Source organism: Rhizobium sp. BK049 (genome assembly GCF_014193135.1).
In the GTDB taxonomy this organism is placed as follows: Bacteria; Pseudomonadota; Alphaproteobacteria; order Rhizobiales; family Rhizobiaceae; genus Rhizobium.
Genome location: NZ_JACHYV010000015.1, coordinates 88894 through 107647 on the forward strand (window position 1 = coordinate 88894; position 18754 = coordinate 107647).

15 protein-coding genes are annotated in these 18754 nt (G+C 61.5%); 11 read left to right on the forward strand and 4 right to left on the reverse strand.

The features are described from left to right. The first annotated feature begins 58 nt into the window (after positions 1–58). From ytfR to FHT70_RS17070, 7 genes are all read left to right on the forward strand, one after another. The gene (gene ytfR, locus FHT70_RS17040) at positions 59–1582 is read left to right on the forward strand and encodes a galactofuranose ABC transporter, ATP-binding protein YtfR (protein WP_085778146.1); all 1524 of its coding nucleotides are present in this window, start codon (positions 59–61) and stop codon (positions 1580–1582) included. Beyond that, positions 1579–2583 carry an ABC transporter permease gene (locus FHT70_RS17045; RefSeq protein WP_085778147.1) on the forward strand — a complete coding sequence of 335 codons (1005 nt, stop codon included), beginning with the start codon at positions 1579–1581 and terminating at the stop codon, positions 2581–2583. The genes ytfR and FHT70_RS17045 overlap by 4 nt, the downstream gene beginning before the upstream one ends. A 5-nt stretch (positions 2584–2588) precedes the next feature. After that, positions 2589–3557, forward strand: coding sequence for a galactofuranose ABC transporter, permease protein YjfF (yjfF, locus tag FHT70_RS17050; protein WP_085778148.1), 969 nt, complete (start codon positions 2589–2591; stop codon positions 3555–3557). A gap of 14 nt (positions 3558–3571) precedes the next feature. Next, complete coding sequence (locus tag FHT70_RS17055) at positions 3572–4348, forward strand: FadR/GntR family transcriptional regulator (RefSeq protein WP_097601127.1); 777 nt, start codon at positions 3572–3574, stop codon at positions 4346–4348. A gap of 83 nt (positions 4349–4431) precedes the next feature. Next, positions 4432–5793, forward strand: coding sequence for a bifunctional UDP-N-acetylglucosamine diphosphorylase/glucosamine-1-phosphate N-acetyltransferase GlmU (glmU, locus tag FHT70_RS17060; protein WP_183703265.1), 1362 nt, complete (start codon positions 4432–4434; stop codon positions 5791–5793). 109 nt (positions 5794–5902) lie between these two features. Beyond that, entirely contained in the window at positions 5903–7729 is a 1827-nt protein-coding gene (gene glmS / locus FHT70_RS17065; RefSeq protein ID WP_183703267.1) for a glutamine--fructose-6-phosphate transaminase (isomerizing), read from the forward strand. 134 nt (positions 7730–7863) lie between these two features. Then, a complete protein-coding gene (locus FHT70_RS17070) occupies positions 7864–8571 on the forward strand; it encodes a DUF502 domain-containing protein (protein WP_085778152.1) in 708 nt (235 codons plus the stop codon). 66 nt (positions 8572–8637) lie between these two features. Here the strand turns inward: FHT70_RS17070 and recG are convergent, their stop codons facing one another. After that, positions 8638–10743, reverse strand: coding sequence for an ATP-dependent DNA helicase RecG (gene recG, locus FHT70_RS17075; RefSeq protein ID WP_183703269.1), 2106 nt, complete (start codon positions 10741–10743; stop codon positions 8638–8640). Positions 10744–10835: 92 nt separating this feature from the next. Here recG and FHT70_RS17080 point away from each other — a divergent pair, with 92 nt between their 5' ends. The 4 genes from FHT70_RS17080 to FHT70_RS17095 all read left to right on the forward strand — a co-directional run bounded on the left by FHT70_RS17080 (position 10836) and on the right by FHT70_RS17095 (position 15522). Next, positions 10836–11141, forward strand: a complete 306-nt coding sequence (locus FHT70_RS17080; protein ID WP_097601123.1) for a succinate dehydrogenase assembly factor 2 — start codon at positions 10836–10838, stop codon at positions 11139–11141. Further along, a complete protein-coding gene (gene mfd / locus FHT70_RS17085; protein ID WP_183703271.1) occupies positions 11138–14644 on the forward strand; it encodes a transcription-repair coupling factor in 3507 nt (1168 codons plus the stop codon). The genes FHT70_RS17080 and mfd overlap by 4 nt, the downstream gene beginning before the upstream one ends. 12 nt (positions 14645–14656) lie before the next feature. Next, entirely contained in the window at positions 14657–15124 is a 468-nt protein-coding gene (locus FHT70_RS17090) for an OsmC family protein (protein WP_183703273.1), read from the forward strand. 65 nt (positions 15125–15189) lie between these two features. Continuing rightward, the gene (locus tag FHT70_RS17095) at positions 15190–15522 is read left to right on the forward strand and encodes a DUF6572 domain-containing protein (RefSeq protein WP_183703276.1); all 333 of its coding nucleotides are present in this window, start codon (positions 15190–15192) and stop codon (positions 15520–15522) included. Positions 15523–15550: 28 nt separating this feature from the next. Here the strand turns inward: FHT70_RS17095 and FHT70_RS17100 are convergent, their stop codons facing one another. Genes FHT70_RS17100 through FHT70_RS17110 form a run of 3 tightly spaced genes read right to left on the reverse strand, consistent with a single transcriptional unit; the run spans position 15551 to position 18648 of the window. Beyond that, a complete protein-coding gene (locus FHT70_RS17100) occupies positions 15551–16105 on the reverse strand; it encodes a GrpB family protein (RefSeq protein WP_183703279.1) in 555 nt (184 codons plus the stop codon). An 8-nt stretch (positions 16106–16113) separates the two neighbouring features. Then, the gene (locus tag FHT70_RS17105) at positions 16114–16785 is read right to left on the reverse strand and encodes a DsbA family oxidoreductase (protein WP_183703282.1); all 672 of its coding nucleotides are present in this window, start codon (positions 16783–16785) and stop codon (positions 16114–16116) included. 60 nt (positions 16786–16845) lie between these two features. Beyond that, a complete protein-coding gene (locus tag FHT70_RS17110) occupies positions 16846–18648 on the reverse strand; it encodes an extracellular solute-binding protein (protein WP_183703286.1) in 1803 nt (600 codons plus the stop codon). Positions 18649–18754: the final 106 nt, after the last annotated feature.

The following is an 18754-nucleotide window of genomic DNA, read 5'->3' on the forward strand; positions in this document are numbered from 1 at the left end:
GGCGGCAGCCCGGTCTTGGCGCGGGCGCACGGCGCAATATCAGGACACAGCAGCCCTCATGGTTCACAATAACGAGAATATTCTCGCAGCCTCGGCTATATCCAAGTTTTTTCCCGGCGCCGTCGCCCTTGATAAGGTTGATTTCACGTTGCGCCGCGGGGAGGTTCATGCGCTTCTCGGCGAGAACGGCGCCGGAAAATCGACGCTGATCAAGTGCATCACCGGCGCCTATCATCGCGACGGCGGCAGCCTGATGCTCGACGGCCAGGAAATCAATCCGGCCAATACGCTCGCTGCCCAGAAACTCGGTATCGGGACCGTTTATCAGGAGGTCAACCTCCTCGCCAATCTAAGCGTCGCTGAAAACCTCTTTCTCGGACGCCAGCCGAGGCGTTTCGGCATGACCGACGTGCGTGCGATGAACCGCAAGGCGCGCGAACTGCTCGCCGGTTACGGCATCGATATTGACGTCACCGCCGAACTTGCCCGTTTCTCCGTCGCCGTCCAGCAGGTCGTCGCCATCGCCCGTGCCGTCGATCTCTCCGGCAAGGTGCTGATATTGGACGAGCCGACGGCAAGCCTGGACAACCAAGAAGTGGCGCTGCTCTTTCGCATCATTGAGGACCTGAAGAAGCGTGGCCTCGGCATTGTCTTCATCACCCATTTCCTCGAGCAGGTCTATGCGATCAGCGATCGCATCACCGTGCTGCGCAACGGCAAGCTCGTCGGCACCCGCGACGCCGCCGAGTTGCCGCGCCAGGGTCTGATCGCCATGATGCTCGGCCGCGAGCTTGCCCAGGCCGAAGAGGCGGTCGGGGAACGCAGCATCGCGGCGGGTGAGGTCCGGTACCGCTTTTCCGGCTACGGCAAACGCGGCAAGGTCAAGCCCTTCGATCTCGATGTGCGCGCCGGCGAGGTGGTCGGCGTGGCAGGGCTGCTTGGTTCCGGGCGCACCGAAACCGCCGAGCTGCTCTTCGGCGTCGAACATGCCGATAGCGGCAGTGCGACGATCGACGGCCAGCCCGTCACCCTTTCCAGCCCGCGCGCCGCAATCGAAAAAGGTTTCGGCTTCTGCCCGGAAGACCGCAAGACCGATGGCATCGTCGGCGACCTTTCGATCAGGGAAAATATCGCACTGGCGCTGCAGGCTCGCCGCGGCTGGACCCGGCCGCTGTCGCGCGCCGAGCAGAACGCGCTCGCCGACCGCTATATCAAAGCGCTCGATATCCGCACAACCGACCGTGAAAAACCGATCCGGCTGCTCTCCGGCGGTAATCAGCAGAAGGCGATCCTCGCCCGCTGGCTGGCAACCAATCCCAAGTTTCTCATCCTCGACGAGCCAACCCGCGGCATCGATGTCGGCGCCCATGCGGAGATCATCCGGCTCATCGAACAGCTCTGCGCCGAAGGCATGTCATTGATTGTAATTTCCTCGGAACTTGAAGAGCTTGTCGCCTATAGTTCACGTGTCATCGTACTTCGCGACAGGCAGCATATCGCCGAATTGACGGGCGAGCGCATCACCGCAGCCGGTATCGTCGATGCCATCGCCGCCGCCGAGCACAAGAAGGAGGATGCATGAAATCCTCTCGCAATGGGCTGGCCTATCGCCTGGCGCCACAACTGATCGCACTCGTAGTCATTCTTCTGTTGAATTTCATAACGTCGCCGCAGTTTTTTAATGTCGTTGTTCAAAATGGACGCCTCTATGGCAGCCTGATCGACGTGCTCAATCGCGGCGCGCCGGTGGCCCTGTTGGCGATCGGCATGACGCTGGTGATTGCTACCAAGGGCATCGACCTGTCGGTCGGCGCGGTCATCGCCATCTGCGGCGCCGTTGCAGCTTCGTCGATTGTGTCTGGAAATTCAGTGACCTACACGATTTTGCTGACATTGGCGATCGGGCTTGCCTGCGGCGTCTGGAACGGTTTTCTGGTGGCGATCCTCAACATCCAGCCGATCATTGCCACATTGGTGCTGATGGTCGCCGGCCGCGGCATTGCCCAGCTCATCACCGAGGGCGCGATCCTGACGTTCAACGATGACGGCCTGATCTTCTTCGGCAGCGGCTCCATGGCGCTCCTGCCGATGCCCGTTGTCATCTGGCTGCTCGTCGGTCTTCTCGTCATCCTGCTCGTTCGCCGCACGGCGCTCGGCATGCTGCTCGAGGCTGTCGGCATCAACCGCCGCGCCAGCACGCTTTCCGGCATTCAAACACCGGTGTTGCTGATGGCGGTCTATATGCTGAGCGGGCTTTGCGCCTCGATCGCGGGTATCATCGTCGCGGCCGACATCAAGGGCGCCGACGCCAACAATGCAGGTCTCTGGCTGGAGCTTGATGCCATCCTCGCTGTCGTCGTCGGCGGCAACTCGCTGCTCGGCGGAAGATTCAGCATTGTCGGCTCGCTGATCGGCGCAATGATCATCCAGGCGGTCAACACCGGCATCCTGTCCTCCGGATTTCCGCCGGAGTTCAACCTGATCATCAAGGCGGTCATTATCATTGTGATCCTCGTCATTCAGTCTCCGGCGGTGCAATCGCTCGCCATCTTCGCCAGCCGCCGGCAGGGCGGAAGGGAGTAGCCGAAATGAACTCCAAATATCTGCCGCTGCTTGCGACCATCGTCATCTTCGTGCTCGCTTATGCCGGCTGCACGCTGCAATACCCGAACATGCTGTCGACGCGCGTCATCGGCAATCTTCTGACCGACAATGCCTTCCTCGGCATTGCCGCCGTCGGTATGACCTTCGTCATCATCTCCGGCGGCATCGATCTGTCGATCGGTTCGGTCATCGCCTTCACCGGCGTGTTCCTCGCGGTGATCCTGCAGAACACCTCGATCCATCCGCTGCTTGCCTTTGCGCTGGTCCTCGTCATCACCACCGCCTTCGGCGCCATCATGGGCGCCATCATCCACTATCTCGAAATGCCGGCCTTCATCGTCACGCTTGCCGGCATGTTCCTGGCGCGCGGTATCGCCTTCGTGCTCTCGATCGACAGTATTCCGATCAACCACGACTATTATTCCACGCTGACGAGCCTCTATTGGCGGCTGCCCGGCGGTGGCCGGCTGACGCTGATCGGCGCAGTCATGCTTCTGGTCTTTGCCGCCGGCATCTTCATCGCCCACCGCACCCGCTTCGGCACCAACGTCTATGCACTCGGCGGCGGGCCGCAGACGGCGCGGTTGATGGGCGTGCCGGTCGGCCGCACGACGATCCAAATCTACGCACTGTCGGGTTTTCTCGCTGGTCTATCCGGAATCGTTTTTTCGCTGTACACCTCTGCAGGATATTCTCTTGCGGCAGTCGGCGTCGAACTTGACGCCATCGCTGCGGTGGTCATTGGGGGGACGCTGCTGACCGGAGGAGCGGGCTTCGTGGCGGGAACCTTGATCGGGATTCTGATCCAGGGACTCATTCAGACCTACATCACCTTCGACGGCACGCTGTCGAGCTGGTGGACGAAGATTCTGATTGGCCTGCTGCTATTTGCATTTATTCTGATGCAGAAGGCGATCCTGTTCCTTTCCAGCCTGAACAAGAGGTATGCCTGAGGGGGGCGGGTCCTTTGCGCAACAAATTCATCGAGGCACGCAAGACAGGGCGCCGAACCCGGACGAGCCATGCACAGGTGGTCGACGAGCTCGGTAAGGCAATCGTCGCCGGCACCTATCCGGTCGGCTCGATCCTGCCCGGCGATACCGAACTGGCTCAACGCTTCAAGGTGTCGCGCACCGTCTTGCGTGAAACGATGAAGACGCTCGCAGCCAAGGGCATGGTTGTCGCCAAGGCGCGGGTTGGCACGCGCGTGACCGAGAAAACCCTCTGGAACATGTTCGACAGCGAAATCATCGCCTGGCACTTCGATAATGGCGTGACGGAAGAATTCCTGCTGCATCTTTACGATATCCGCCTTGCCGTCGAACCCTTCGCCGCAGGTCTCGTCGCCGAGCGCGCCAGCACCGAGGAAATCGAGACGCTTCGCGAACTGGCGCAGGAAATGGCGGCCAGCGGGCATACGGCCGACAGCCTGGCGCTCGCCGACCTGCGCTTTCACCTGGCGATAGCCGAAGCCTCGCACAATCCTTTCATGCGCACCCTCGGCAGCCTCATCGAAGCGGCCCTTGTCGGCATGTTCCGCATCAGCACGCCGCCCTCCGAAAACGGGTTCGCCAATATCGCCGATACCCACATGCGCATCGTCGATGCCATCGTTTCGGGCGACAGTGCCGCGGCTCGGCGTGCGATGGAGGTCGTGATCGTGGATGGCCGCGATCACGTTCACGAGGCCTTCGCGGCCCACGGCTCTCCTGTTGTCCTGGGGCCGATTTCACCCGCAATCTAACCCTGAAATGGATTTCCGATTTCAGGAATTATGCAGTATGAGGCAGAAAAGCCGCCTCATCACGCGGATTCGCGGAGCAGATCATGGAACGTACTTGTCTTGCCGTCATCCTTGCCGCCGGTGACAGCACGCGGATGAAATCTTCGAAATCGAAAGTGCTGCACCCGGTCGCCGGCCGTCCGATGATCGCCCATGTGGTCGAGGCGGTCGCCTCCGCCGGCATTTCCTCCGTCGCCCTCGTCGTCGGCCGCAATGCCGAGGAGGTGGCAAAGGCCGCAAGCATAGACGGTGTCGGCATCGAAGCCTGTCTGCAGAAGGAACGCCTCGGCACTGGCCATGCGGTGCTGGCGGCGCGCGAGGCCATCGCCAGAGGCTATGACGACATCCTCGTTACCTATGGCGACGTGCCGCTCCAGACCGACGGGCCGCTCAAGGCCGCCCGCCAGGGACTCGCCGACGGCAGCGACATCGTCGTCATCGGTTTTCATACGGACCGGCCGACCGGCTATGGCCGCCTGCTCGTCAAGGACGGCGAACTCATCGCCATCCGCGAGGAGAAGGACGCGACCGACGCCGAGCGGGCTGTGACCTGGTGCAACAGCGGATTGATGGCGATCAACGGCCGCAAGGCGCTCGATCTTCTCTCGCGCATCGGCAATGCCAATGCCAAGGGCGAATTCTATCTGACCGATCTCGTCGAGATTGCCCGTTCGCTCGGTGGCCGCGTCACCGCTGTCGACGCTCCTGAAATCGAGATGACCGGCTGCAACAACCGCGCCGAACTCGCCGTCATCGAACGCTTTTGGCAGGAGCGTCGCCGCCGCGAGATGATGCTCGCAGGCGTTACGATGATCGCGCCGGAAACGGTGTTCCTCTCCTACGACACCGTCATCGCCCAAGACGCGCTGATTGAGCCGAACGTGGTCTTTGGACCCGGTGCCGTGATCGACAGCGGCGCCATCATCCACTCCTTCTCGCATATCGAGGGCGCCCATGTCAGCGAAGGCGCGACCGTCGGCCCCTTTGCGCGGCTGAGGCCGGGTGCCGATCTCGCCAACGGTTCGAAGGTCGGCAATTTCTGCGAGGTCAAGAACGGCCGGATTGGCGAGGGCGCCAAGGTCAACCATCTGACTTATATCGGCGATGCTGTCGTCGGTGCCGGCAGCAATATCGGTGCGGGCACGATCACCTGCAATTATGACGGGGTCAACAAGAGCGAAACGGTGATCGGGCAAAACGCCTTCATCGGATCCAATTCCTCGCTGGTCGCGCCGGTGACGATCGGTGACGGCGCCTATATCGCCTCCGGCAGCGTCATCACCGCCAACGTGCCGGCCGATGCGCTGGCGCTCGGACGCGCCCGCCAGGAGATCAAGCCCGGCCGCGCGACGCTGTTGCGCGAGCGTGCGCTCGCCATAAAGGCGGCGAAGAAGCCCAAGGTTTAAGCCCGCTTTGCGTAACCGGCGGAAATTCAAAGTGACCGCGGTACCGATTGAGAAATAAGCGAAAATCTTTAGGACTGGCCTCAATATTGAAGCCTTATGGGGATATTGCATGTGCGGAATTGTGGGGATCGTCGGAACTCAGCCTGTCGCCGGGCGCCTGGTCGATGCGCTGAAGCGCCTGGAATATCGCGGTTATGATTCTGCCGGTGTCGCCACCATCCACGAGGGCGTGATGGATCGCCGCCGCGCCGAGGGCAAGCTCTTCAATCTGGAAAAGCGCCTCGACGCCGAACCCTTGCTTGGTGCGGTCGGTATTGCCCATACGCGCTGGGCAACACACGGCGTACCCAACGAGACCAATGCCCATCCGCATTTCGTTGAAGGCGTGGCCGTCGTTCATAACGGCATCATCGAAAATTTCTCCGAGCTTCGCGATGAACTGACCGAAGACGGCGCGGTCTTCGACACTCAGACCGATACCGAAGTCGTTGCCCATCTGATGGCGAAATATCTGCGCGAGGGGCTCGAGCCGCGCGCCGCCATGTTGAAGATGCTGAACCGGGTGACCGGCGCCTATGCGCTGGCCGTCATGCTCAAGGCCGATCCCGGCACGATCATGGCCGCCCGCTCAGGCCCGCCGCTTGCCGTCGGCTACGGCCGTGGCGAGATGTTCCTGGGGTCGGATGCGATTGCGCTTTCGCCCTTCACCAACGAGATCACCTATCTGGCCGACGGCGATTGCGCCCTCATCACGCGCGACGGCGTCGCCGTGCTCGATTTTGCCGGAAAGCCGGTCAAACGAGCCCGCCAGATCTCGCAGGCGACCGCCTATGTCGTCGACAAGGGCAATCACCGCCATTTCATGGAAAAGGAAATCTACGAGCAGCCGGAGGTGATCTCCCACGCGCTCAGCCACTATGTGGATTTCGCCGAGAACACGATCGGCGCCAATGCCGCCGCGATCGATTTCAAGGCGGCAAGCAGCCTTGCGATTTCGGCCTGCGGCACCGCCTACCTCGCAGGCCTTGTCGGCAAATACTGGTTCGAGCGTTATGCCCGCCTGCCTGTTGAGATCGACGTCGCCTCCGAATTCCGCTACCGCGAAATGCCGCTCTCGCCATCGCAGGCCGCACTCTTCATCTCCCAGTCGGGCGAGACCGCCGATACGCTGGCATCGCTGCGTTATTGCCGCGACAACGGCTTGAAGATCGGCGCTGTCGTCAATGTGCGCGAATCGACGATTGCCCGCGAATCCGACGCCGTCTTCCCGATCATGGCCGGTCCCGAAATCGGCGTCGCCTCGACCAAGGCCTTCACCTGCCAGCTCGCCGTGCTGGCGTCGCTGGCGATCGGCGCCGGCAAGGCGCGCGGCACGGTGAGTGCTGAGGAGGAGAGGGCGCTGGTGCGCCATCTCGCCGAGATGCCGCGCATCATGAGCAGGGTGCTGAATCTTATCCAGCCGCAGATGGAAAGCCTGTCGCGCGAACTGTCGAAATGCAGGGACGTGCTCTATCTCGGCCGCGGCACCAGCTTCCCGCTCGCCATGGAAGGCGCGCTGAAGCTCAAGGAAATTTCCTATATCCACGCCGAAGGCTATGCCGCCGGTGAGTTGAAGCACGGGCCGATCGCGCTGATCGACGAGAACATGCCGGTTATCGTCATTGCACCCTACGACCGCTTCTTCGAGAAGACCGTCTCCAATATGCAGGAGGTCGCTGCCCGCGGCGGCCGCATCATTTTCATCACCGACGAGGCGGGTGCGGCGGCCTCGAAACTGCCGACCATGGCAACGATTACCCTGCCTGTCGTCGACGAAATCATCGCGCCTATGATCTTTTCGCTGCCGATCCAGCTGCTCGCCTATCACACTGCCGTTTTCATGGGCACCGACGTCGATCAGCCGCGCAACCTGGCGAAATCAGTAACAGTGGAATAAGCCTGCAAGGCCGCTGTCTTCGCTGCGAAACATATTGTGCGCACCCTCGAATTCTGGCAATTTTGGTGTGCGGACAAGGGGGAAAGGCCGGCGTTCCGGCCTGTCCACGACTGAGATGGAGCTCATCAGGAGAGATGACCGACAACACCCCCAGAATGCCGGTCGCGACCCGGCTGAGGAATAATTTTCTCGCAGGCCTGATCATCTGCGCGCCGATCGCGATTACCATCTGGCTGACCTGGACCTTCATCCACTGGTCGGACAGCTGGGTCAGGCCCTATATTCCGGCGCGCTGGAATCCGGAAAGCTATCTCAATTTCGCCATTCCCGGTTTCGGCCTGCTGACGGCCGTCGTGCTGATCACCGTTGTCGGTTTTCTCGGCAAGAACCTGATCGGCCAGAGCATCGTCGGTTTCGGCGAATCGGTCGTCCAGCGCATGCCGCTGGTGCGCACGATCTATAGAAGCGTGAAGCAGATTTTCGAAACGGTGCTGAAGGAGCAGTCGAACTCTTTCAAGAAAGTCGGCCTCATCGAATATCCCAGTCCCGGCCTCTGGGCGCTGGTTTTCGTGGCCACCGATGCCAAGGGCGAGATCGCTTCGAAGTTCAACGCCATGGGCCAGGATATGGTCGCGGTCTTCCTGCCGCCGACTCCGGTGCCGACCGCCGGTTTCCTCGTCTTCGTGCCGCGCGAGAAGATCGTGTTGCTCGATATGTCGCCGGAAGACGCGGCTAAATTCCTGATCTCAGGCGGGCTCGTGGCTCCTGAAATCCCTCAGTCCGAGCCGAAGCCGAAGCATTTGCCGCGGCCGAAGCCGGTGGCGGTTTCCAAGGCTGATTGATGCATGTCGCCCAAAAGTGTTTAGCGGTTTTGCGATAACGCCATGCATGGCGCGTAGTGGCGCGCTTCATCCTGCTCTCAGAAACCGGATCGCCTCATCTCGGCGGAAGAGATAGAGCAGGGTGCGGATCGCCTGTCCTCTTTCGCTGGTCAGTTCCGGATCGCGCTCAATGAGGTAGGCCGCATCCTTACGAGCAATTTCAAGCAGATCGGCATGCGCCTCGAGGCTGGCAATGCGAAAACCCGGTGTGCCGGATTGCCTTGTGCCGAGCAATTCGCCTTCGCCGCGCAGCTTCAGATCCTCTTCGGCGATGCGAAAACCGTCCTCCGTCTCCCGCATGATCGAAAGCCGGGAATGGCCGGTTTCGCCGAGCGGCCCCTTATAGAGCAGGATGCAGGTCGAAGCCTCATCGCCGCGCCCGACGCGGCCGCGCAGCTGATGCAGTTGCGCCATGCCGAAGCGTTCGGCATGTTCGATCACCATGATCGTCGCATCGGGCACGTCGACGCCGACCTCGACGACGGTGGTGGCGACGAGAAGGCGGGTCTCGCCGTTCTTGAAGGCCATCATCGCCGCATCCTTCTCCGCGCCGCTCATACGACCGTGGATGAGGCCGATATCGGGACCGAGCGCGGAGACGAGCGTCGCATGCCGCTCCTCCGCCGACATCAGGTCTAGTTCTTCGGACTCCTCGACCAGCGGGCAGATCCAGTAGGCCTTCTTGCCTTCAGCGATCGCCCCCCGCAACCGCCCGACGATTTCGCCTGTTCGTTCCATCGGCACGGTGATTGTCTGGATCGGCTTGCGGCCGGCCGGCTTCTCGGTGAGTTTGGAAACGTCCATGTCGCCGAAGGCAGCCAGCACAAGCGTGCGAGGGATAGGCGTCGCGGTCATGACAAGCATATGCGGCGAGATGCCCTTCGCCGTCAGCCGCAGGCGCTGGTGAACGCCGAAACGGTGCTGCTCGTCGACGACGGCGAGCATCAGGTTTGCGTAACTGACGCTCTCCTGAAATAGCGCATGCGTGCCGATGATGATCTGCGCTGCGCCGGAGCCGATGCGTTCCAGGATGTCTTCGCGTTCGCGCCCTTTGGTGCGCCCGGTCAGCACTTCGATGCCGAGGCCGGCGGAGGCGGCGAATTTCGAGATGGTCGCGTGGTGCTGCCGCGCCAGGATTTCGGTCGGCGCCATCAGCACGGCCTGGCCGCCGGCCTCGATCACCGCCGCCATCGCCATCAGCGCCACCAGCGTCTTGCCGGAGCCGACATCGCCCTGCAGCAGCCGCAGCATCCGCTCCTGACCGGCCATGTCCTTCAGGATCTCGGCGATCGCATCGTTCTGGCTTGACGTGAGCGAGAAGGGCAGCGCCTTCACGATCTTACTGCTGACCGCACCGGTGGCATGCACCGGCTGGCCCGCCACTTTGCGCAGCCTCTGGCGCACCAAGCTGAGCGACAGTTGGCCGGCCAGAAATTCGTCATAGGCAAGCCGCCTTCGGGCAGGGGCCTGTGGATCGACATCTGCGGGATCGCGCGGCTCGTGCAGCATATGAAAGCTGTCACGGATCGACGGCAGACCCTGCTTCTGCGTCAGCGTCAGGTCGATCCATTCCGGCATCTCCGGAAAGCGCGGCAGGGCGGCGTCGACAATCTTGCGCAGCGTTTTCGGCGAAAGCCCCGCCGTCAGCGGATAGATCGGCTCGACGAGCGGCAGGCTTTCGGCCTCCTCCGCTTTGACGATATAGTCGGGATGCACCATCGAGGCGCGGCCGTTGAACCAGTCGATCTTGCCGCTGACCGTCACCTCCGCATCGATGGGCAGCTGCTTTTCCAGCCATGCCGCCTGGCCGCGGAAGAAGACCAGCGTCAGCTCGCCGGTCTCGTCGTGCAGGAAGACCCGATAGGGGACATTGCTTTTGCCGCGCGGCGGCACCTGATGCCGATCGACACGTGCGGTGATGGTGACGATCGCGCCCTGCGGCGCCCGGGCGATCCCCGGCTGATTGCGCCGGTCGATCAGCGAGAAGGGTGCATGAAACAAAAGGTCGATGACCCGGCAATCCTCCGGCGTCTCGCGTCCGAGCAGCTTGACCAGCAGTTCGGCGATCTTCGGGCCGACGCCCGGAAGGCCCGAAACAGGAGAAAACAGCGGATCGAGAATGGCGGGGCGCATGCGGCCAAAATGCGATGAACAATGCCGCCTTGGCAAGGCTGACAAGCCGCTTTCGAGGGTCTATAGAGGCGCATCAACAGGAAGGTAATGCCATGACAGGTGTCACGCTCACGAGTGCCGGTCTCGACCCGCGCCGCCGCCGGATCCTTTTCCGCTGCTGGCACCGCGGCATCCGCGAGATGGATCTGGTTTTCGGCCAGTTCGCCGAAGCCGAGCTCGCGACGCTGTCGGAAGCCGAGCTCGACGAGTTCGAAACGATTATGGCCGAAGAGGACAATGATCTGGTCCGCTGGATTATGGGAACCTGGCCAGTTCCCGAGCGTTTCCAGACTCCGATGTTTGCCAGGCTTGCCGCCTACAAGCCCGATTTCGACAAGCCCCTCAGGACGCCGGAATGATCCCTGGTTTTGATGCGAAGAAGCTTGCGGCCATTGCCGAGCCGCTGACGATCGGTAATGTGCCCGCCGGCCTCGAACCGCTGCTGCTCGCCGAGCTTGCCCGAGCGGGAGAGCCGGTGGCCTATGTCATGTCGGACGGCCATCGTATGGCCGATCTGGAACAGATGCTCGGCTTCGTCGCCCCCGACATTCCGGTTCTCACCCTGCCGGCGTGGGACTGTCTGCCCTATGACCGCGTCTCGCCGAGCGCCGATACCTCGGCGCGCCGGCTTGCCGCACTCGGCGGCCTCATCGCCCATCGCAAGAAGCCGCATGCCGCGATCGTGCTCGTCACCGCCAACGCCATGCTGCAGAAGGTGGCGCCGCATGATGTCATCGAAAGCCTGAGTTTTTCGGCCCGTCCAGGCAACCAGCTGCGCATGGATGATCTCGCCGGGCGCCTGGAGCGCAACGGCTTCGACCGCGTCGCGACCGTTCGCGAAGTTGGCGAATATGCCGTGCGCGGCGGCATTCTCGATGTCTTCGTGCCCGGTTCGGAAGAGCCGGTCCGCCTCGATTTCTTCGGTGATACGCTGGAGAGTATCCGCAGCTTCGATCCCGCCAGCCAGCGCACCACCGGCCAGGTGCGCTCCCTCGATCTCAACCCGATGAGCGAGGTGACGCTGACGCCGGATACGATCGGCCGCTTCCGCAAGAACTACCTCTCCGCTTTCGGCGCGACGACGCGCGACGATGCGCTTTATCTCGCCGTTTCCGAAGGCCGACGCTATCCCGGCATGGAGCACTGGCTGCCGCTCTTCTACGAGAAGCTCGATACCGTCTTCGATTATCTCAGCGGCTTCCGCATCGTCACTGACCACACGGTGCGCGAAGCAGCCGAGGAACGCTCCAAGCTTGTCCTCGACTATTACGACGCCCGCCTCAATTCCGGCCAGCCGGCCAAAGGCCAGATGGCCCAGGGCACGCCCTACAAGCCGGTGACGCCAGGCCAGCTTTATCTCGACAGCAAACTCTTCGCCAAAACCCTAGACGCACTCGGCGCGATCCGCATCAGCCCGTTCAACGAGGTCGAGGGTGAGGCAAGGCGGGTCGTCAATGTCGACGCCCGCCAGGGCCAGCGCTGGGCTCGCTCGAATGCCGAAGGCGGAGGGGATGCCGAACGCATCAACATCTTCGACGTCGTCGTCAAGCATGTCGCTGACCGCCGCGCCGCCGGCGCGAAGGTGCTCATTACCGCCTGGACAGAAGGTTCGCTGGAGCGCCTGCTGCAGGTTCTGAACGAGCACGGCCTGGAAAAGGTCAAGCCTGTCGAGGCGCTGAAGGATATACGCTCGCTGGAGAAAGGCGAGGCCGCTGCCGCGGTGCTCAATCTCGAATCCGGCTTCGAGGCGGGCGATCTCGTCGTCATCGGCGAGCAGGATATTCTCGGCGACCGCATGGTGCGCCGTTCCAAGCGCCGCAAGCGTGCCGCCGATTTCATTTCGGAGGTCGCCGGCCTCGACGAAGGCTCGATCGTCGTTCATGCCGAACATGGCATCGGCCGTTTCATCGGGCTGAAGACCATCGAGGCGGCGGGCGCCCCGCATGCATGCCTCGAACTGCAATATGCCGACGAGGCCAAACTCTTCCTGCCGGTGGAAAACATCGATCTTCTCTCGCGCTACGGCGGCGAGGGCACCGATGCCCAACTCGACAAGCTCGGCGGTGGCGCATGGCAGATGCGCAAGGCCAAGCTCAAGCGGCGCCTGCTCGACATGGCCGATGCGCTGATCCGCATCGCCGCCGAGCGCCTTACGCGCCATGCGCCGATGCTGACGGCGCCGGACGGCCTTTACGACGAATTCGCCGCCCGCTTCCCCTATGACGAGACCGAGGACCAGGACAACGCCATCGACGCGGTGCGTTCCGACCTCGGCGCCGGCCGGCCGATGGACCGGCTCGTCTGCGGCGATGTCGGTTTCGGCAAGACCGAAGTGGCCTTGCGCGCCGCTTTCGTTGCGGCGATGAACGGCGTCCAGGTCGCGGTCGTCGTGCCGACGACCTTGCTCGCCCGCCAGCATTTCAAGACCTTCTCCGAGCGTTTCCGCGGCCTGCCGGTTCGCGTCCAGCAGGCCTCTCGCCTTGTCGGATCGAAGGAGCTGGCGCTGACCAAGAAGGAAGTGGCGGACGGCAAGACTGACATCGTCGTCGGCACGCATGCGCTGCTCGGCGCCGGCATCAAATTCGCCAATCTCGGCCTGCTGATCATCGACGAGGAGCAGCATTTCGGCGTCAAGCACAAGGAGCGGCTGAAGGAACTGAAGAGCGACGTGCATGTGCTGACGCTGTCGGCGACGCCGATCCCGCGCACGCTGCAGCTCGCCATGACTGGCGTGCGCGAACTGTCGCTGATCACCACGCCACCGGTCGATCGCATGGCGGTGCGCACCTTCATCTCGCCCTTCGACAGCCTAGTTATTCGCGAGACGCTGATGCGCGAGCACTATCGCGGCGGCCAGAGCTTCTATGTCTGCCCGAGGCTTGCCGATCTGGCGGATGTGCACGCCTTCCTGCAGTCCGACGTGCCGGAGCTGAAGGTCGCCGTCGCTCATGGCCAGATGCCGGCCGGCGAACTGGAAGACATCATGAACGCCTTCTATGAAGGCCGTTACGACGTGCTGCTGTCGACCACCATCGTCGAATCCGGCCTCGACGTGCCGACGGCCAATACGCTGATCGTCCATCGCGCCGATATGTTCGGCCTTGCCCAGCTCTATCAGCTGCGCGGTCGCGTCGGCCGTTCGAAGGTGCGCGCTTTCGCGCTCTTTACCCTGCCGGTCAACAAGGTGCTGACGGCGACGGCCGAGCGCCGGCTGAAGGTGCTGCAGTCACTGGATACGCTCGGCGCCGGCTTTCAGCTCGCAAGCCACGACCTCGATATTCGCGGCGCAGGCAACCTGCTCGGCGAGGAGCAGTCAGGTCACATCAAGGAGGTCGGTTTCGAACTTTATCAGCAGATGCTGGAAGAGGCTGTCGCCGAGGTCAAGGGTGCCGACGAAATCCACGATACCGGCTGGTCGCCGCAAATTTCGGTCGGCACCACCGTGATGATCCCCGAGAATTACGTGCCGGACCTGCATCTGCGTATGGCGCTCTACCGTCGATTGGGCGAGATTACCGAACTCAAGGAAATCGACGGATTCGGCGCCGAGATGATCGACCGCTTCGGGCCGATGCCGATCGAAGTCCAGCATCTCCTGAAGATCGTCTACATCAAGTCGCTCTGCCGCACCGCAAATGTCGAAAAACTCGACGCCGGCCCGAAGGGTGTGGTCGTGCAGTTCCGCAACAAGGAATTTCCGAACCCGGCAAATCTCGTCGCCTATATCGGCAAGCAGGGTACGATGGCGAAGATTCGCCCCGATCACAGCCTGTTTCTGACCCGCGACCTGCCGACGCCTGAGAAGCGCTTGCAGGGCGCGGCAGTCATCATGACGCAACTGGCCGAGATGGCCAAGCAATAGAGGGAGACGGCTATGGCGACACATGCCGCGAGGATTGCCTGGCAGCGCAACGGCGAGATCTTCACCGACAACCGCTACAGCCGCGTCCATCGCTGGACCTTCGACGGCGGCATCGAGGTGAGGGCGTCCTCATCCTCGCATGTGGTTCCGTTGCCCTATTCCGCCGAGGATGCGGTCGATCCGGAGGAGGCTTTCGTCGCCTCGCTCTCCAGCTGCCACATGCTCTGGTTCCTGTCGATTGCTGCCAAGCAAGGCTTTTGCGTCGACAGCTACACCGATGCCGCCGAGGGCGTCATGGAGAAGAACAGCGAAGGCCGTCTTGCCATGACCGTGGTGACGCTAAGGCCGCATGTCGTCTTCAGCGGCGAAAAGCAGCCTTCGCTCGGCGAGCTCGACGCCCTGCATCATCGCGCCCACCACGAATGTTTCATCGCCAATTCGGTGAAAACCGAGGTGCGCTGCGTTCCGGTTTTGGACTGAGCGGCGCCAAACTGGAAGCCCCGGAGTTTCACACTAGGATCAGTTTAGCCTGTTGCGTAATCAGAATGTCTCTAGATCAAACGAACGTAGTTGATGCCATCGGTGTAGATGACGCGACAGGCGAGCTGGTGCTGACTATCACGGATCACCTTGAGTGGACGGTAAGAGTTGATGAGCACCTTCTGTTGCTGCAAGAAAAGCTCAAGAGCTATCTGCGCTTTGTTGAGAGCGGAGAGATGTTGGAGGTATACCCTGACGCCAAAGGCCGGGCAGTGCTGATAGACGTCGTATGCAAATATCCACCTAGCCAGCTGGCCTTAGGCTTCTACAACCAAGTTGCAAAGATCGTTGACGGGGCAGGAATAAAGCTTCAACACCGCTTGTTTAGTGCAGATTAGCTACTTAGCGACGAATACGTCAACCATGCTAGTCCCCTGGCGGTTCTGACCAGCCGATCAGCTTTGCCCAGTCATTGGCGCCGTCCATGATGATGTCGAACACCGGATCCTTGATGTCGTAGTAGAAATCGACGTCGTCTGGAAACCTTTGGCGCCGCTGCTTGATCAGGGCGTAGGCGCCTGCCGCTATCGGATGGGCGCGCAGGAAGTCGCGGCAAAGAAGAGAATATCGCTGATTGAAACGGCCTTTCTCGCGGATGTGCAGATTCGCCGGACGCCCCTTGCTGCGATAGAAGGCCTTGCGCAGGTCGTCTTCCGGCAAATCAAGTCCCGGAGGGCAGTGATCAATGAGGATCGGCCTGCGCTCGAAGCCCGCCTCTTCAAATGCGTCGGCGTCGACGTCAGCGAGATCGTTCACCGTCAGCTGAATATCGACGATATTTTTGGCGGGAAGCCCGGGAACTGCGGTCGAGCCGATGTGATGCAGGTATGCCCCGGCGGGTGCTGCTCCAATGATGGCGGATTTGAGGATCGCAAAATCCTCGACCCAGCTCTGCCGCGGCTCTTCGATCTCGATTCGCATCGATGGGCTCAGTTCAGCCCCGATCGCGCCTCGGCCTTTGCCCTTGCGATGTCGCGCAATGCGTTCGCCAGCACGTCAGGCGTCTGCGCGCCGCTCACGGCATATTGCTGGTCGAAGATGAAGAACGGCACGCCGTTGACGCCCATCTCCTGTGCCGCCTTGATTTCGGCGACGATCAGATCGCTATCGGCATTGGACGCAAGCAGCGAGGCGATGACCGACCGGTCGAGGCCGGCCTTCTCGGCGATGTCGAGCAGCACCGCATGGTCGCCGACATTGCGGCCTTCCTCGAAATTCGCCTTGAACAGGGCGGTGACGACCTTGTCCTGCTTCTCGCGGCCTTCGATCATCGCCCAGTGGATCAGCCGGTGGGCGTCGAGCGTGTTCGGGCCGATCTTGATCGCCGCGAAATCGAAGGCGATGCCGACCTCGCGACCGTAGTCGGTCAGCATCTTGTGCGCCTGCGCCACGCGCTCCTCGCCCCCGAGCTTCTCAGCCAGCGCCTTCTTCTGGTCGACGCCTTCCTTCGGGTAGTCCGGATTGAGCCTATATGGCCGCCAGTTGATGTCGACGCCGATCTCGTCCTGCACTTCGGCGATGGCGAGTTCCAGCCGTGCCTTGCCGAGATAGCACCAGGGGCAGACGACATCCGAGACGACGTCGATGGTGATGCGCTCCATGATGATGTTCCTTCTGTGTGTCTCCGGAAGAGACATTGGGCCGAAGTATTTCGGCCGCTTCTATTGGGCGCTTGTATCCCACCAGACCGGCAGCTGGTAGCCGTAAAGCGGTACCGCGTCGGGATGGCCGATGCGCTGGCTGCGGGCAACCCACTGCTGGTCCATATGATACAGCGGCAGCACGTAATGGCTGGATAGCAGCAACCGATCGTAAGAGCGCACGGCGGCAGTGAAATCCTCTTTCGAGCGTGCTCGCAATACGTGATCAATCAGCGTGTCGAGATCGGGATCATTGGCGCCGGCAAAGCTATCCTTGCCCTCTTGAGTGCGCGCTGCCGAAGACCAGCGGCCGAGTTGCTCGGTTCCAGGCGACAGCGACGAAGTATAGGACTTGATGATCATGTCGTAATCGAAGCTGTTCGTCCGGCTCTGATACTGCGAATCATCGACTGTGCGAATCGAAGCCGCAATGCCGATCGTCTGCAGCGAACGCTGATAGGCGACGGCAAGCTTCTCCTGGTCGGCATTCTGCGTCATGATCTCGAACGCGAGTTGGTGGCCGGAGGCGTCGACCATCTTGCCGCCCTGGATCGTATAGCCGCCCTGTTTCAACAATCCGACCGCCTGCTTCAGCACGTTGCGGTCACGGCCGGAGCCGTCGGTAACCGGCAGTTTATAGGTCCCGTTCAGAATCTCCGGCGCGATCTTGTCCTTGATCGGTCCCAGCAGAGCCAGCTCAGCTGAACTGGCGGGAACACCGAAGCTCGAAAGCTCGGAATTCTGCCAGAAACTCTGGGTGCGCTTGTAGGCGCCGGAATAGAGGTTCTTGTTCGCCCATTCGAAATCGAACACCAGCGACAGGCCTTCGCGCACCTTTGGATCGGCAAAGATCGGCCGGCGCGTGTTGAACACGAAACCGAGCATGCCGCTTGGCAGTTTCGGCGTGAACACGTCCTTGATGACGGCCCCAGAGGTGGCCGCCGGGAAATTGTAAGCGTTAGCCCAATGGCCGGGATTGCCATCGGGATAGAGGTCGACGTCCCCCTTCTTGAAGGCCTCGAACAGCGTTGTATCCTGCAGAAAATATTGAACGGTTATCTGGTCGTAATTGTCGGTCCCCACCTTCGCCGGAATATCCTTGCCCCAGTAGGTTGGATCGCGCTCATATGTGATACTCTCGCCGGGTTTCACCGTCTTCACCTTATAGGGACCGGAACCGACCGGCGGCGTCAGCGACGTACGGTCGAAGCTTTCCGGATCGATCGCATGTTTCGGCAATACCGGGAAAAGGCCGAAAATCAGCGGCGTCTCGCGGTCAGCTTTCTCATTGAAAGTGAAGCGCACGCTGTGTTCGCCAACCTTCTCCATCTTGGCGACGACTTTTAAGCGTTCTGAATAGGGCACGCGTCCCTTGTCACGCATCAGCTCGAAGGAGAACATGACGTCCTCCGGTGTCACCGGCTGACCATCGGACCATTTCGCCTTCGGATTGAGGTTGAACTGGATGAAGCTTCTGTCGTCGTCCCATTCGACGGTTTCGGCAAGCAGGCCGTAAAGCGTGAATGGTTCATCCCGGGAGCGCTGCATCAGCGATTCGTAGACGAGGTTTCCATATTCCGGATCCCACATCCCGCGCGCTGTCGTGCGCATGCTCTTCAGGATGAACGGGTTGAGGTTGTCGAAAGTGCCGACGACGCCATAGGTGATCTTGCCGCCTTTTTTCACGTCGGGATTGACGTAGGGAAAGTGCTTATAGTCAGCCGGCAAGGCCGGCCCGCCATGCATTGCTATGCCGTGCAGCGGCTCAGCGGCGACGGTGCCGCACAGCAACGAGAGGACGAGAGGGATGGCGATCCGGAGCATTCGGCGATCCTTGAATTCCGCGAAAACGGGCATGATTCATGCCGGAGATTAGCATGGGGTCGACCAATTCCAACACGCAGGGGGCATTTCTTTCCGCGGCACATGA